The sequence below is a fragment of the Faecalibacterium sp. An58 genome, from assembly GCF_002161515.1.
Taxonomy (GTDB): domain Bacteria; phylum Bacillota; class Clostridia; order Oscillospirales; family Ruminococcaceae; genus Faecalibacterium; species Faecalibacterium avium.
Window position 1 is genome coordinate 1 of the sequence record NZ_NFHX01000013.1, and the last position, 15368, is coordinate 15368.

General features: G+C 63.9%; 13 protein-coding genes. 9 read left to right on the plus strand and 4 right to left on the minus strand.

Annotated elements, in window-relative coordinates; all coding sequences use genetic code 11:
* Positions 1-204: 204 nt before the first annotated feature.
* Positions 205-4173 carry an efflux RND transporter permease subunit gene (locus tag B5G12_RS08970; protein WP_087324670.1) on the minus strand — a complete coding sequence of 1323 codons (3969 nt, stop codon included), beginning with the start codon at positions 4171-4173 and terminating at the stop codon, positions 205-207.
* A gap of 593 nt (positions 4174-4766) precedes the next feature.
* On the opposite strand from B5G12_RS08970, the gene B5G12_RS08975 reads away from it, so the two are divergent.
* The 6 genes from B5G12_RS08975 to B5G12_RS09000 all read left to right on the plus strand — a co-directional run bounded on the left by B5G12_RS08975 (position 4767) and on the right by B5G12_RS09000 (position 9141).
* A complete protein-coding gene (locus tag B5G12_RS08975; protein ID WP_087232588.1) occupies positions 4767-5678 on the plus strand; it encodes a PSP1 domain-containing protein in 912 nt (303 codons plus the stop codon).
* 310 nt (positions 5679-5988) lie between these two features.
* Complete coding sequence (gene fdxA, locus B5G12_RS08980; RefSeq protein ID WP_087232585.1) at positions 5989-6159, plus strand: 4Fe-4S ferredoxin; 171 nt, start codon at positions 5989-5991, stop codon at positions 6157-6159.
* A gap of 150 nt (positions 6160-6309) precedes the next feature.
* Positions 6310-7005 carry a tRNA1(Val) (adenine(37)-N6)-methyltransferase gene (locus tag B5G12_RS08985; protein WP_087324671.1) on the plus strand — a complete coding sequence of 232 codons (696 nt, stop codon included), beginning with the start codon at positions 6310-6312 and terminating at the stop codon, positions 7003-7005.
* Positions 7006-7018: 13 nt separating this feature from the next.
* A complete protein-coding gene (gene rsmI, locus B5G12_RS08990) occupies positions 7019-7876 on the plus strand; it encodes a 16S rRNA (cytidine(1402)-2'-O)-methyltransferase (RefSeq protein WP_087324672.1) in 858 nt (285 codons plus the stop codon).
* A gap of 15 nt (positions 7877-7891) precedes the next feature.
* A complete protein-coding gene (locus B5G12_RS08995; protein WP_087232576.1) occupies positions 7892-8380 on the plus strand; it encodes a metallophosphoesterase family protein in 489 nt (162 codons plus the stop codon).
* Positions 8377-9141, plus strand: coding sequence for a biotin--[acetyl-CoA-carboxylase] ligase (locus B5G12_RS09000; protein ID WP_087324673.1), 765 nt, complete (start codon positions 8377-8379; stop codon positions 9139-9141). Before B5G12_RS08995 ends, B5G12_RS09000 begins: the two co-directional genes overlap by 4 nt.
* 114 nt (positions 9142-9255) lie before the next feature.
* Here the strand turns inward: B5G12_RS09000 and B5G12_RS09005 are convergent, their stop codons facing one another.
* On the minus strand, positions 9256-10551 hold the full coding sequence (locus B5G12_RS09005) for a D-alanyl-D-alanine carboxypeptidase family protein (RefSeq protein ID WP_087232570.1): 1296 nt from the start codon (positions 10549-10551) through the stop codon (positions 9256-9258).
* A gap of 113 nt (positions 10552-10664) precedes the next feature.
* Between B5G12_RS09005 and B5G12_RS09010 the strand changes: the two genes are divergently transcribed.
* Positions 10665-11201, plus strand: coding sequence for a gamma carbonic anhydrase family protein (locus B5G12_RS09010; protein WP_087324674.1), 537 nt, complete (start codon positions 10665-10667; stop codon positions 11199-11201).
* Positions 11202-11431: 230 nt separating this feature from the next.
* Here B5G12_RS09010 and B5G12_RS09015 read toward each other — a convergent pair whose 3' ends face one another.
* Both B5G12_RS09015 and B5G12_RS09020 read right to left on the minus strand, forming a co-directional pair.
* Complete coding sequence (locus B5G12_RS09015; protein WP_087324675.1) at positions 11432-12388, minus strand: DNA polymerase III subunit delta'; 957 nt, start codon at positions 12386-12388, stop codon at positions 11432-11434.
* Between the two features lie 13 nt (positions 12389-12401).
* Positions 12402-13040: a rhomboid family intramembrane serine protease gene (locus B5G12_RS09020; RefSeq protein ID WP_087232561.1), complete on the minus strand. Its 639-nt coding sequence runs from the start codon at positions 13038-13040 to the stop codon at positions 12402-12404.
* A 611-nt stretch (positions 13041-13651) separates the two neighbouring features.
* Between B5G12_RS09020 and B5G12_RS09025 the strand changes: the two genes are divergently transcribed.
* Together B5G12_RS09025 and B5G12_RS09030 are read left to right on the plus strand one after the other, a co-directional pair.
* Positions 13652-14404: an ABC transporter ATP-binding protein gene (locus B5G12_RS09025; RefSeq protein ID WP_087232558.1), complete on the plus strand. Its 753-nt coding sequence runs from the start codon at positions 13652-13654 to the stop codon at positions 14402-14404.
* Positions 14404-15324, plus strand: a complete 921-nt coding sequence (locus tag B5G12_RS09030) for a SufB/SufD family protein (RefSeq protein WP_087232555.1) — start codon at positions 14404-14406, stop codon at positions 15322-15324. The genes B5G12_RS09025 and B5G12_RS09030 overlap by 1 nt, the downstream gene beginning before the upstream one ends.
* The last annotated feature ends 44 nt before the right edge of the window (positions 15325-15368 follow it).

The window sequence follows — 15368 nt, forward strand, 5'->3', positions numbered from 1 at the left end:
CCCAAAACAGGTTCAAAGGAAGGTCCTTTCCTTTGTGTGCCTATCATAACATACCCCCCCCGGTGTCAAGACCCAATTTCAAATTTTCCCTTTTTTTCTTTATTTTCTTTAGTTCGCATACTCTAACTTCGGGCGCAGGGGATTCGGAGGCAGCAAAAAAGCGCACGCTTTCGCGTGCGCTTTTTGTTTCGTGATGGGTCGATCTTACTGGCCGTCCTTGGGGGCGGGGCCGTCGGCGGGCAGGGGATCGGCCGGGCCGGGCAGGGCCGTCTGCTGGGCCAGGTACTCGGCTGCGTCGTCGGGGACGTCGTCGAGGTCTTCCTCGCTGCCGATATCCACCACATGGGGCATCCGCTTGAAGAAGACATCGTACATCATGGGCACGATATACAGCGTCATGAAGGTGGCGTAGGTCAGGCCGCCGATGATGACGATCGCCATGCTGCTCATCAGCTGGCTGGCCATATCGTTGCTGAACAGAACCATCATCATGCCCAGGATGGTGGTCAGGGCAGTCATCAGGATGGGACGCATACGGGTCTTGCCGGTGGCCACCAGGGCGGCGCGGCGGTCCATGCCGCCCAGACGCAGCTGGTTGGTGTAGTCCACGAACAAGATACCGTTGTTGACCACGGTGCCCATCAGGACGATGAAGCCCATCAGGCTCATCATGCTCAGCTGCTCGCCCAGGGCCAGCAGACCGATCATGCCGCCGGTGAAGGCCAGGGGGATGGTGAACAGCACGATGAAGGGGGACAGCAGGCTCTGGAACTGGGCCACCATCACCAGGTAGACCAGGGGCAGAGCCAGGGCCAGCCACTGGATCATCTGGCTCATGATATCGTTGACGGTGCTGGTCTCACCGCTGAGGGAGACGCTGTAACCCTCGGGCAGGGAGCCGGAAGCGCTCCAGTCATCCAGTTTCTGCTGCAGCTGGCGGGCCTGCACGGTGGTGTTGTAGCCTTCCAGCGTCTCGGCCGACACGGTGATGCAGCGGGTCTGGTCCTGCCGCGTGATGGAGTCGGGGGTGGTGCCGTAGGTGATCTCGGCAAACTCCCGCAGGGTGTGCACCTCCGCCACCTGGCTGCCGTCTGCGGCATAGTTGGTGGTGTTGAAGGTCATATCCATCAGGTTTTCCACGGTCAGAGGATCGGTGTCATCCACCACCCGGACCGTCATGCTCTCGCCGTTGATGTTGATGGTGGTGGAATCGGTGGATGTGGTCAGCCGGGCCGCGATCTGCTGGTAAGCCTGGGCCACCGTCAGGCCGGCGGCGCGGGCCTTATCCTTGTCGATATGCAGCTCGATGGTCTGGTCGCCTGCGCCCAGGCCGGTGGATGCGTTGGCAAAGCCCTCGGTGCTGTTGACCATCTCCACCACGTCGCCTGCCAGGCTCTCCAGGGTATCGAAATCCTGGCCGTAAATGGTGACCGACAGGCCGCTGCCCAGCAGGCTGGTGATCTCGGAAATACCGTCGATGGTGACGGTGCTGGTGCAGTCGTACTGGGTCATGGCCTCTTCCAGGGCCGCGCCCACACGCTCGGCGTCCGAAGCGCCGGCGCCCTCCACCAGCTTGATGTTGTAGGCATAGGTGCCGTAACCGGTGGTCGTGGTGGACAGCAGGTTGCTGATGGTACTGCCCAGCATACCCACATCCACGCCATAAATGGTGGTGTCGGTGGTGACGCCCACCTCAACCACCTGGTCCAGGCCCATGGCGGTCTCCAGGATCTGGCCGGCCATCGCATAGGACTCTTCCCGGGTCATGTCGCTGGGGGTGGTCACGCTCATGCTGATCTCGGTGCTGGAAACATCGGGCAGCATCACCATGCCCATCGAGGCCACACGCCACACGCAGAAGACCAGCAGCACCACGACGGCGCCCATGGGGGCCGCCTTGTGATCCAGGCACCACTCCAGGCTGTGGCCGTACTTCTCCTGGATCTTATCGAACCAGGGCCACTTTTTGACCTGGGCCTCCTTCAGGATGGTGGAGGCGGAAGCGGGCACCACCGTGATGGCCACCAGCAGGGAGGCCATCAGGCAGTAGCCAATGGTCAGGCACATGGGCAGCATCAGTTCGCGGGTGATCTGCTTGGTGAACACCACCGGCAAAAAGACGCACACCGAGGTCAGGGTAGAGGAAACAATGGAGGCGAACACCTGCCGTGTACCCTGCACGGCGGCGCGGGGGGCCGCCACGCCCCGGGCACGCAGGCGGTAGATGTTCTCCATGACGACGATGGAGTTATCCACCAGCATACCGATGCCCAGAGACAGGCCCGCCAGGCTCATGATGTTCAGGTCCAGGCCGGTGAAATACATCAGCACCACCGCAAACAGGACCGACAGGGGGATGCTGATGCCCACCACCAAAGTCGGCTTGACATCCTTGAGGAACAGGGCCAGGATCAGGATGGCCAGGATGGCGCCCTGGGCCATACTGGACAGGATGCTGGAGATCAGGACGGTGATGTAGTTGCCCTGGTTGGACAGGACGCTGAAATTCAGCCCCTCATACCGCTGCTCCATGGCATCGAACGCGGCCAGGCAGGCATCCGACACTGCGTTGGCGCTGGCCGAAGTGCTCTTGTAAATGTTCAGGACCACGGCCTGCTCGCCGTTCAGCCGGGTGAAGGAATCGCCGGCGTTGTCCACCACGGCCACATCGGCCACGTCGCTCAGGTAGACGTCGGTCACGCCCTCGATGTGCAGCAGCAAAGCGCCTTCCAGGTCCGCAACACTGCTGTACTCCTCGCCCACCTTGAGCAGCCAGGAATTGTCGTCGGCGTCGTCCACATAGCCGGCCGGCATCGAGAAGTTCTGGGCGTAGATCAGCTGGCTGAGCAGGTCGATGGTCAGCAGGTTGTTCACGTCGGCGTTGGCGAAGGCGCTGGCCTTGGCCTGCTCGAACTCCTGCGCATACTGGTCGTACAGCTTCTGGCCTTCGTCCACCTGGCGCTGGGCCTCGGTGATCTGCAGATAGGCCTCCAGCTGGGTCTGGCTCATCTCGGCGTACACCGTCTCGAACTGGTCCAGCAGCTCGGGCAGGCGGTTCAGGCTGTCCAGCACGTCCTGCATGGTGGAATAGACCACGTTCAGGCTCTCCTGGATCTGCAAGGTATCCAGCAGATCCCCGGCGGTGGAGCCGTCGCTGCCGGTCTGCTGGTCCAGCCGCTGCTGCAGCTGCTGCAGGGCGATCGTCAGCTGGTCGGTCAGGTCACGGACCTTGGACACCACGTCGATGAGGTCGTCGATATCCCGCAGGCCGGTGGTGCTGATCTCGTCGATGATATCGTTCAGGCCGTCCCGGACGGTGACCAGGGCCGCCTGGATCTCAGGCTCGTTGACAAAGGCGATCAGGTTGTCGATGGCGTCCATCAGGGTCTGCACCTTGGCGCGGATCTCCTCGCTGGCCTGCGACACCATGCCGGCCACCCGGTCCATCACCCCCGAGGCGAACACATCGCCGAAGGTATCGATGGCCTGCTGCAGCTGGGCCTTGCCGTCCGCCAGCTGCTGGGCGGCCGCATCCAGCTGCTCCTTGGCCAGGGCCAGCTGGGTATCCACCTGCTCCAGAAGCAGGGTGTTGAGTGCATCGATCTTGCTCTCGTTCAGCTGCACCTGGACATACTCGCTCACCAGGCCGGTGGTCGAGATGCTGGACACGCCTTCCTGGCGCTCCAGCTCGGGGATGATGCTCTCCTGCATGAACTTGGTCAGCTCGAAGATATCCGACCCTTCCCGGCCCACGGCCACCGTCATCAGGCTGCTCATGTCCATGCTCAGCTCCAGGATGGAGGGGGTCAGACAGATGTCCGGCAGGCTGTCGGCGTTTTGGTCCAGGGTGTTGGACACCTTGACCAGGGCGCTGTTCATATCGGTATCCGCCGCAAAGCCCAGCTGCACGATGCTGTAGTTTTCGGCGGAGGTCGAAGTGATGCTGGACACGCCCGCCACGGTGCCCAGGGCGCTCTCCAGCACCTGGGACACTTCCTGCTCCACCTTTTCAGGGCTGGCGCCGGGATAGACCGTCACCACCATCAGGTAGGGGGTGCTGATCTCGGGCAGCAGGTCGGTGCGCAGGTTGGTCACTGATACGAATCCCATCAGGAATACGATCAGGACCGAGACCAGCACGGTGAATGGCTTTTTTACACTGTATTTTTCCATGAGTCTTCCCTTTTTGACTGATGATCCGGCGCCGCGGTACCGCAGCGGCGCCGGACAGACTGGCTGTATGCCGGCAGGCGCGGCCAACGCCTCCGCTCTCGGGATGGATCTGCACAGGATCGGGCCGCGCTCCAAAGGTCCGGGCGCGCCCCGGGTCCTGCATCCCCATACATACGCAAAACGCGCCGCCCGCACAGTTTATTGCAGTCCTGTCTAGATTTCGTTTTTTCGTCATTTTGGACGCGGGCAGTTCTTTTCAATTATACACGAACAGGGCGTACTTGCAAGAGCCAAAATGTGATTTTTTTGAGGGCGTTTCCCAAATTTTCCCCCGTCCCGGCCTTTTGGCCGGATTTACAGATGGAAAACTGCAAAAAAATGTGATATACTGTGAAGATGACGGCCGCACCGGGCCGTCCCATGCAGAAGGAGCCCTGCCGCCGGCGTCCCAAAAGGCGGCGCCTTCTGGAAAACGGGGCCATGCCGGGGGCAAAACCCCGGCCATCCCCGCCCAAAGCCCTGCCCTGCGGCAGGCCCGCGCATCCGGGCAGGGCCGGTTTGACCGTTTGATACAACAGTGAGGTATATATTTTATGAAGCAAGCCATCGCCGTCCGTTTTGATGAGAACGGCAAAGAAGAATATTTCGACCCCGCCGGGCTGGAGGTCCACGCCGGGGATTATGTCATGGCCGACACGCCCCGCGGCCCGGTCTGCGGCCAGGCGGTCCGGGAGGCTGCTCCCACGCCCGAATACCAGCTGCCCCGGCCTCTGCGCCCCCTGCTGCGGATGGCCGACAGCGTGGACATCCGCCGGATGCACCAGCGCCAGAACGAGGACAAAAAGGCATGGCGGATCTGCCGGGAGTGCATCGACCGCCACGGCCTGGAAATGAAGCTGGTCAAGGTAGAGTATGCCCCCGATCACTCCAAAGTCACCTTCTATTTCACCGCCGACGGCCGGGTGGACTTCCGCGAACTGGTGAAGGACCTGGCCAGCACCTTCCATATGCGGATCGAGCTGCGGCAGATCGGCGTCCGGGACGAGAGCAAGATGATGGGGGGCCTGGGCCTGTGCGGCCAGACCTTCTGCTGCAGCCGCTTTCTGCGGGACTTCCAGCCGGTGTCCATCCGGATGGCCAAAGAACAGGGACTCTCCCTCAACCCCACCAAGATCAGCGGCTGCTGCGGCCGCCTGATGTGCTGCCTGGGGTATGAGCAGTCGGCCTACGAGTATCTCAACAGCATCATGCCCATGGTGGGCAGCACGGTGCGCACCCCCGACGGCACCGGCCTGGTGGTGGAGACCAACCCCATCTCGGGCTACCTGCGGGTGCGGCTGTCCACCGAATCCATCGCCCCCAAATACTACAAGGCCAGCCAGTGCCAGTATATCTCGGGCGGCAAGCGTGCGCCCCGCCGCCCCGACCCCAGCGACGACTACTCGGGCCTGCAGGACCCCGCCCCCGTGGTGGCGGCAGCCGGGGAAGACGACGTGCGCGGCTGACTTTGCGGGGGAAAAACGGTTAGCTTAGTATAACCATGTATCGTGATTTTCCACGAAAAACACGCCGTAAACTCCCCGAAAGTTAGCGGATGCTTTTGTGCATTCAGCCAAAATCGCAGGTTTGGTTGTTGCCGGGGCACGGTTAGTCTTGCCTTTTCGGTTTGTCTTTGCTACAATCGGCACAGGAAAAGACGCCGCAGACGGCGTCTCCTAAGAGAGGCTTGGCTGCGGCCGTGCAGGAGCAGACCTCTGGGGGTGGTTTCCCCGTTTTCCAGTTTTGTTAGGCACGGGTCGAAAGGAGAGTTCTACTATGGCACATAAGGTTAGTGACGCATGCATCGGCTGCGGCGCCTGCGAGGGCGCTTGCCCTGTTGGCGCTGTGAAGGTCGAGGACAACGTGGCCGTCGTTGACGCTGCCGCTTGCATCGACTGCGGCGCTTGCGAGGGCGCTTGCCCCACCGGCGCTATCACCGCTGAGTAAGCGATTTCGCCACAAAGCAGACCAAAGCGGCGGGCCCGAAAGGGTCCGCCGTTTTTGCCTGTTGTCCGCACGGCCCACCGGGCCGCTTTCCTTTCGCAGCCCAGCGCCCCCGCCGGGCGCATCTTTTTTTATAGGGGCCCAGGTTTAGCTATGGAATATTCAACCGAAATTTTGTATAATAGGACCAGCATCTACTGCACCCCGGCCCACCGCTTTGGCACCGACGCGCTGCTGCTGGCCCGCTTTGCCCGGCCCGCCCCGGGACAGCGTGCCGCGGACCTGTGCTCCGGCTGCGGCGTAGTGGCCCTGGAATGGCACGACAAAGGCCACCGCGGCCCCTGTCTGGCCCTGGAGCTCCAGCCCGAAGCCAGCGCCCTGCTGGCCCGGGCCGCCGCCGACCAGGGCATCTGCCACATCCGCCCGGTCTGCGCCGACCTGCGCACCTGGACGCCCGATCCCGGGGAGGCGGGCCAGTACCATCTGGCCGCCTGCAACCCGCCCTATTTTGCGGCGGGCCCTGCCAGCCCCGACCCCGCCCGTGCGGCCGCCCGCCACGAGGGCAGCTGCACCCTGGCAGACGTGTGCGCCTGCGCATTCCGGCTGCTGCGGGACGGGGGCAAGCTGACCCTCTGCCACCGGCCCGAGCGTCTGGCCGAGGTGCTGGCCGTGCTGCGCCAGTACCGGCTGGAACCCAAGCGCCTGGCCTTTGTGCGCAGCAGCCCCGGGGCCGCGCCCTGGCTGTTCCTGGTGGAAGGGCAGAAGAACCGCCGCACCGGCCTGAAGCTGGAGCCTGACATCCTGGTCAGCGCCGGGGCCGCACAATATGGACCAGCCCACGAGGGCTGACACTGGAGGTACTATGGCCGGAACGCTGTACATTGTCGCCACCCCCATCGGCAATCTGGAAGATATGACCCCGCGGGCGGCAGCGGCTTTTGGGGCGGCAGACTTTGTCGCCGCCGAGGACACCCGGGTCACCATGCGTCTGCTCAACCATCTGGGGCTGAAAAAGCCGATGGTCAGCTACCACGAGCACGCTCTGAACCGAGGCGAGGGCATCCTGCGCCGGATCGAAGCGGGGGAGAATTGCGCCCTGTGCTCGGATGCGGGGATGCCCTGCATCTCGGACCCCGGAGCGGTCATCGTCCGGGACGCCCTGGCCCGGGGGATCCCCGTCACGCCGGTGCCGGGGGCCTCGGCCTGCGTCACCGCTCTGGCTGTGTCGGGCCAGGACACTTCCCGCTGGGTCTTTGAGGGGTTCCTGCCCGCTGAACGCCGTCTGCGCCGCAAACGGCTGGCCGCCCTGGAAGGGGAGACGCGCACCGTCCTCTTTTACGAAGCGCCCCACCGGCTGCGGTCCACCCTGGACGAGCTGGCCGCCGTCTTTGGCGGGGAACGCAGCGTCACCCTCTGCCGAGAGCTGACCAAACTGCACGAGGAGATCTGGAAGACCACCCTGGCCGAGGCCGCCGCCCACTATGCACAGGCCGACCCCCGGGGGGAATATGTTCTGGTAATGGCAGGCGCCCCTGAGGCAGACCCTGCCGATGCCCCCACCCTGGACGAGGCCGCCGCCCATGCCCTGGCCCTGATGCGGCAGGAGGGGCTGCCTCCCACCGCCGCCGCCAAAGCCGCGGCCCAGGGCACACCCTACGGGAAAAGCGAGATCTACAAGCTGCTGCTGACCCTGCAAGAGCAGGACGGCGGCGGAGAATAAAGGAGAGCCATCCTTATGACGAAACTTTTGATCCTGAGCGACAGCCACGGCAGCGCGGAGGCGGTCCAGCGCATCCTCACCGCAGAGAGCGACGCCGACGCCGTCATCTACCTGGGGGACGGCCTGCACGACCTGGAACGCGCCCTGATCGTCTCCCCCAAGCTGCGGGTCTACTCGGTCGCCGGGAACTGCGATTACGGCGCGCTGGAGCCGCTGGACGGCCTGGCCGCCTTTGACAGCGTGGTAGTATTCTATACCCACGGGCATATGTACGGCGTCAAATACGATTTGGACACGCTAGCTGAGACCGCAGCCGCCCGCGGGGCGGAAGTGGCCCTGTTCGGGCATACCCACATCCCTCTGGCCGAGCAGCACGGCACCGTCCTGCTGTTCAACCCCGGTTCCTGCGGGCGGTGTTATGTGGGGCCGGACACCTACGGCATCCTGACCCTGGCCGACGGCAAGGTGATGCGGGCCGAGCACAGGGAGGTGCCCAAGCGGTGAGCCTCAACGAAGTGCGCTGCCTGCCCCAGTGCGGCAGCACCAATCTTTACGCCAAAGAGCATATCGAGGAATTCGGGCCGGTGGGGGCGGTGTACACCACCTGCCAGACCGACGGGCGGGGCCGTCTGGGCCGCCGCTGGGTCAACGCGGCAGGGCAGGCCCTCTATTACACCGCCGTGCTCAAGGTGCCCATGGTCCAGCCCGGGACCCTGCCTCTGCTGGCCAGCCTGGCGGTGCGCAAGCAGCTGGCCCTGCGCTACGGGGTGGAGTGCGCCATCAAGTGGCCCAACGACCTGCTGCTGGGAGGCAAAAAGGTGGTCGGCATCCTCTGTGAGGCGGTCAGTTACGGCACCAACGACCAGGGCCGGGGGTATCTGTGCGGCATCGGCATCAATCTGGCCCAGCCCCAGAGCTATTTTGACCAGGCGGAGCTGCCCTACGGCACCTCCCTGCTGCTGCAGGGGGCCAGGGTGGACCTGGAGACCGACCCTTCCTGGCTGGCCGAGGGCCTGACCGACTTCGGCTTTGACCGGGAGCTGTACACCTTCGGCCCCGAGGGCTTCGCCCCCTACCGGGAGGAATACACCGCCGCCTGCGTCAATCTGGGCCGGCAGGTCTCCTTCAACCAGGGTGGGCATGCCGGCACAGGCACCGCCACCGGCATCGACTCCGAGGGCCGGCTCATCGTCCGCACCGACAGCGGGGAGGAGCGGGTCTTTACCGGGGAGGTATCCATCCACGGCATCTATGGCCATCTGTGAGTTTTTTGTAATACGATCTGTAATATTACGCGCTGTATGTTCTACAACAGAAAGGCCCGGACGGTCTTATCCCCGTCCGGGCCTTTTCGTTTGGTTTTTCGCGCTTGCCGCCGCTCAGTGCCGCCTTCTCCTGCCGCGCCGGGCAAACAGCCCCGGCCCGCCGCCGGCCAGCACCGTGAACACCGCCAGCACCAGCAGAAGGACCACCAGCGCCGGCAGCAGCTTCAGGGTGGACACCAGGTCGGTGTGGAAGTTGGAAACGTATTTCCGGTGGGTGACCAGGTCTACGCTCCCCACCTCATAGCCGTCCAGCAGGACGGTGGCGGTGCCCACCACCTGGCCCTCCTCCACGGTGGCCCGGATGCTCTCGGGCAGCTGGAACTCGAAGGTGACCGCGTCGTCGGGATGGCCGTAGCCGTCCACCACGTTGGCCGCATACAGCTCCACCTCGGGGTAGGCGCGGCACTGGGTCAGGGGGACGGTGGCCAGCACGGCGGTGGTATCCACCAGCTGCCGGTCGTTGAAGGTGGCGAACACCCAATCCAGCAGCTCGGCGCACTCCCGGTAGATGTTGTCCAGGTCGGACCCCAGCACCACCAGGCCGTAGGTGTGGCCCTCCTGCTGGGCAAAGGTGACGAAACACCGGCCCGCCAGGGTGGTGAAGCCGGTCTTCATGCCGCGGATGTAGTCCCTGTAATAGGGCTGGTCGGGGTAGAGCATCAGGTTGGTGGTCTGGATCTCCCGCGATTCGGTGTGGAGGTTGGTGGCGGGCAGGGTATAGGTGACCGACTGGGCTGCCTCCATATACCCGGACTGCGCGTAGCAGGCCGCCGCGATCCTGGCCAGATCCCGGGCGGTGGACACGTTGCCGTAGTCATACAGCCCGTGAGGGCAGGTGAAGTTGGTGTCGGTGCAGCCCAGCTCGGCGGCCCGGGCGTTCATCCGGGCCACAAAGGCGGTGATGTCGCCTCCCGCCAGGTCGCTGGCGATGACGCTGGCCGCATCGTTGGCGCTGGCCACCACCAGCCCGTACAAAAGATCCCTGCGGCGGACCGTCTCCCCGATCCGCAGGCCCATGGTGGTGCCGTTGGCGTTGCGGATGTCGGTGAACTCCTGGGTCAGAGAGGTGGGCACAGTGACCTCCCCGTCCAGATCCGCCCCGCTCTCCAGCAGCAAAAGGGCGGTCATCATCTTGGTCAGGCTGGCAATGTAGCGGGGCTGGCTGGCATTCTGCTCCAGGATGGTCTTGCCGGTGTCCAGGTCGAACAGATAGACCGATTCATCCTGATAGGTGGTCTGCACCGGCATGGGATAAGCGGCTGCGGCGGGCAGCGCCAGCCACAAGACCAGCACCACCGCGCACACCGCCGCCCCGGCGCGGCGCAGCTTCAGGCGGAAAAGATCGCTCATAACAAACCTCCTTCAAAGCAGAGCGCCTCGGGCAGGCCCTGCGCTTTTCGACGATTTATGCTATACTATAAGATACCACAAACAGACTCAAAGAGAAAGGTGGTTTTTCGACTATGTTTGTGACCGTGTGCGGAAAAACGCCCCGGGACCTGGGCGCAGCCTTTGTGGCCGGGACCGCGGTGGTGGCGGGGGACGTCACCCTGGAAGCCGGTTCCACCGTCTGGTACGGGGCCGTGCTGCGCGGGGACGAGGGCAGCATCCTGGTGGGGGAAAACTGCAACGTGCAGGACAACGCGGTGCTGCACTGCGACCCCGGCAGCCATCTCATCCTGGAGCGGGACGTGACGGTGGGCCACGGGGCCATCATCCACGGGGCCGAGGTGGGGGCCGGCAGCCTGATCGGGATGCACGCCACCCTGCTGAACGGCTGCAAGGTGGGCAAAGGGTGCATCATCGGGGCGGGGGCCCTGGTGCCGGAGGGCAAAGTGATCCCCGACGGCGCCCTGGCCGTGGGCGCTCCCGCCCGCGTGGTGAAGGATGTCAGCCAGGCGCAGGCCGCCGCCTGCCAATACAACGCTATATCCTATGTGCACCTTGGGGCGCAGCATGCCGCAGCCGTCCTCTCAGAAAACGCGAAAATCAAGGAATGATGCCGGTTTTCGGCGTTTTGAAAAAGCGCCTGCACCCCCCTTGGGCCTTTTTACAGTTTCTTCACAGGTTTGTAACCATTTTCACGCAAAGACTGGGTATACTACAATCACAAGCCGGCGGAGCCGCAACCGCCGACTTGCACATGATTCCTCCTCACACCCAAAGTAATACCCCACACAGGGCCCCCGTTCCGGCGTACCGCAAGCGCCGGGGCGGGGGTCTTGTGCGTTTACAGGCTTGCCGCAAACACTTGCAGCACGATTTTCACATTGACCTGCCGCTCCAGCTGCCAGATGGCCTGCCCAGCCAGCCGGGCGGTCCCGGCGGCCGCCTGGCCCTGCAAAGGGGAAACCTTACCGCCCCGCAGCCCTGCCGCCGCATAGGCGCACAGATCCCGCAGCAGGACCACGGCCCCCGCCTTGTCCCGCTCGTAGCGGGCCAGCAGGACCGAGGCGGCGTAGTAGTCCCCGGCGGCGGCCGCCCGGGCCAGGGCTTCCGCCTCCTCCAGCTGCCTGCGGCGGGCAGGGTCCTGTGCGGCGGCCAGCACCGACCCGATCCGCCCTTCAAAGAGGTCGGACAGCCGGGCGGCTTCCTTTTTGGGCACCCCCTGTCCGGCGCAGAAGGCGGCGCAGTCCTCTGCCGGCACCGGCGCCAAAGCAAAACTGACGCACCGGCTGCGGATGGTGGGCAGCACCCCCGCCAGAGACTGGGCGGTCAGCACAAAAAGCACCCCCTCGGGGGGCTCCTCCATCACTTTCAGCAGGGCGTTGGCCGACTCGCCGTTCATCTTTTCGGCGTGGTAGAGCAGGACGGCCCGCCCCTCCGCCGACAGGCTGGTGTTGAAGATCTCGCTGCGCATGGCGGTCACCTGGCCCACCAGATACCGCCCGCCGCTGCCCATCCCTTCCACCGAGATGGCCTCCCGCACGATCCCCGTTTCCACCTGGCCGCTGGAGCGGTCGCCGGCTTTGGCCACGGCGCGGCAGCATTCCCCCCGCAGCAGGGCCTCAGCGGCGGGCCCTCCCGCCGGGTAGAGGTAATCCGCGGCGATGCAGCGCGCCGCAAAGCCGGCCCCCAGGCCCTCCTCGCCCACCAGCAGCAGGCTGTGGCTCAGGCGGCGGGCCGCCAGCATCCGGCCCACCTCCTCTTTCAGGGCCTGGTTGCCCTCCAGACGGTCCAGCATCATGGCGCGGCCCTCCTCAGCGGCGGTTCCGGCGCCGCCACTGCTCCCGCCGGTACCACGCACGGATGTTGGACCAGAGCACAGGGCCGAAGAACAAAAAGAACCCCGCCATGGACAACAGGTAATTCAGCCGGCCCGCCCAGCTGGTGCCGAAAAAGCTGAGCACCCAGATGGCCGCCGCAAAGATCCCAAAATACTTGACCTTGATGGGGATGATATAGAACAGCAGCACCTGCATCTCGGGGTAGAGCAGCGCAAAGGCCAGCAGAAGGGACAGGGACAGACAGTAGGTGTCCGCCCAGCCGGTGGCCAGGCAGGCCAGCACCGCCCCCAGCATCCCCGCCAGGATATAGAGGTTGAAGCGGAAGTCCCCCCACACGGCCTCCAGCGCCGACCCGATGAACCAGGTGAAGTAGGCCCCCAGGGCAAAGCTCAGGATGCCGCCCGAGGAAAAGGGTACGAACAGGAAGGTCACCAGACGCCAGACCTCGCCGGCAAAGAGGGCCGGCCGGGTGAGGGTGAGGAAATAGGTGATATAGCGGTTCACAAACAGTTCCACCGCATAGACGACGATCTGCCCGCCCACTAGGATGGCGATGAGGTTGGGGATACACCAGCGGCCGTATTTCCGCTCGAGCTTTGTCAGCCAGTTCATGTCAAGCCTCCTGTATGCAATCGGATATGCGGCCCTGCGCCGTTTTCCGCAGCAGGGCCAAGACTGGCTTTATTGTATCATGTTTGGGCGGGCCGTTCAACCGGCAGGGGAGTTTTTCACCTTTTCCACCGGGTTTTCCACCCGCTGCGCTGGATGCGGGAGGAATTTTCCGCCGCTTTTCCACACTTTCAACGGAGTTTTCAACACTTTTATTTTCCTGTGGTTTATACATGAGGTAAAGCCATCGGCCTTTTTGCGGCCCGTTTGCCGGCTCTGACTCCCCGATGCCCCCCGCAGTTTCGTAAGTGTTGCGCCGGCTTTCGACTGTTTTGTTAAACCGCAAAACCCATCTGTTTTGGGGGATTTTCCGTTTCGGAATACACCTCTCCCCACTTTTCAACATAGGGGGTCAGGCCGCGTCCTTTTTCGCCGTGTGGAAAACTTTTCCCGGTTTTAACACGGCCCGTTCATTTCCTAGCGAAATTATAGGATTGACACCCCACTGCTTTTCGGGTATAATGCCTTTGCGAGGCATTGCGGCCTTGCGTGCAAACCGACCCAAACAATACCTCTTTGTTTAAAGAGGCTCAGCTTCAACGAGGTGTTATCCAATGCTGGAACTCGAGCATATATCCTTTGATGTCCCGGGGGAACAGGGACAGAAAGAGATCATCCGGGATATCTCCCTTTCCATCCCGGACCGCGCCTTTGTGGCCATCACCGGCCCCAACGGCGGCGGCAAATCCACCCTGGCCAAGCTGATCGCCGGCATCGAGAAGCCCACCGCCGGCCGCATCCTGCTGGACGGGGAGGACATCACCCAAATGAGCATCACCGACCGTGCCAACCGCGGCATCAGCTATGCCTTCCAGCAGCCGGTCCGGTTCAAGGGCATCCAGGTGCTGGACCTGCTGCGGATCGCCGCAGGCAAGGATCGTCCCCTGAGCATCACCGATGCCTGCGCCTACCTGTCCGAGGTGGGCCTGTGCGCCAAAGACTATGTCAACCGTGAGGTGAACGCCAGCCTGTCCGGCGGCGAGCTGAAGCGGATCGAGATCGCCACCGTGCTGGCCCGGGGCCAGAAGCTGTCGGTCTTTGACGAGCCGGAGGCCGGCATCGACCTGTGGAGCTTCCAGAACCTGATCCAGGTGTTCGAGCGGATGCAGCAGAAGAACACGGACGGCTCCATCATCGTCATTTCCCACCAGGAGCGCATCCTCAACATTGCCGACGAGATCATCGTGCTGGCTGCCGGCAAGGTGACCCAGCACGGGCCCCGGGCCGAGATCCTGCCCGGGCTGCTGGGCACCACGTCCGCCGTCAACGCCTGCACCATACTGGAACAGGGAGGGAGAGAGGCATAATGCTAGACAACATCCAAAAGCAGATCCTGGCCGAAGTGGCCGACCTGCACGGCATCCCCGAGGGTGCCTACAACATCCGCTCCAACGGCCAGGCCGTGGCCCGCAACTCCACGGCCCACATCGACATCGTCCCCAAGGCGGACGGCACCGGCATCGACATCCACATCAAGCCGGGCACCAAGCATGAGAGCGTCCACATCCCGGTGGTGCTCAGCGAGAGCGGCCTGAAGGAGACGGTCTACAACGACTTTTTCATCGGGGACGACTGCGACGTGCTGATCGTGGCGGGCTGCGGCATCGACAACTGCGGCAACCAGGATTCGGAGCACGACGGCATCCACCGCTTCCAGGTGGGCAAAAACGCCCATGTGCGCTATGTGGAAAAGCACTACGGCCAGGGGGACGGCATGGGGATGCGGATCCTCAACCCCGTCACCGAAGTGCACCTGGACGAGGGCAGCTCGATGGAGATGGAGATGGTCCAGATCAAGGGCGTGGACTCCACCAACCGCAAGACGGTGGCCGACCTGGCCGCAGGCGCGCGCCTGGTGGTGCGGGAGCGCCTGATGACCCACGGCCGCCAGGTGGCCCTCAGCGGCTACAACGTCACCCTCAACGGCGCCGGTTCCAGCGCCGACGTGGTGTCCCGCTCGGTGGCCAGGGACCGCTCCTACCAGAAGTTCGACGCCCTGATCACCGGCAACGCCCCTTGCTCGGGCCACTCGGAGTGCGACGCCATCATCATGGATCACGCCCGGGTGCTGGCGGTGCCCCAGCTGGACGCCAACGACCTGGACGCCGCCCTCATCCATGAGGCCGCCATCGGCAAGATCGCCGGCGACCAGATCACCAAGCTCCTGACCCTCGGCCTGACCGAGGAGGAAGCCGAGGAGCAGATCATCCAGGGCTTTTTGAAGTGAGCCCTGCCTCCCCTTCACGCCCCCGGCCGGGGCAAAATAAACTG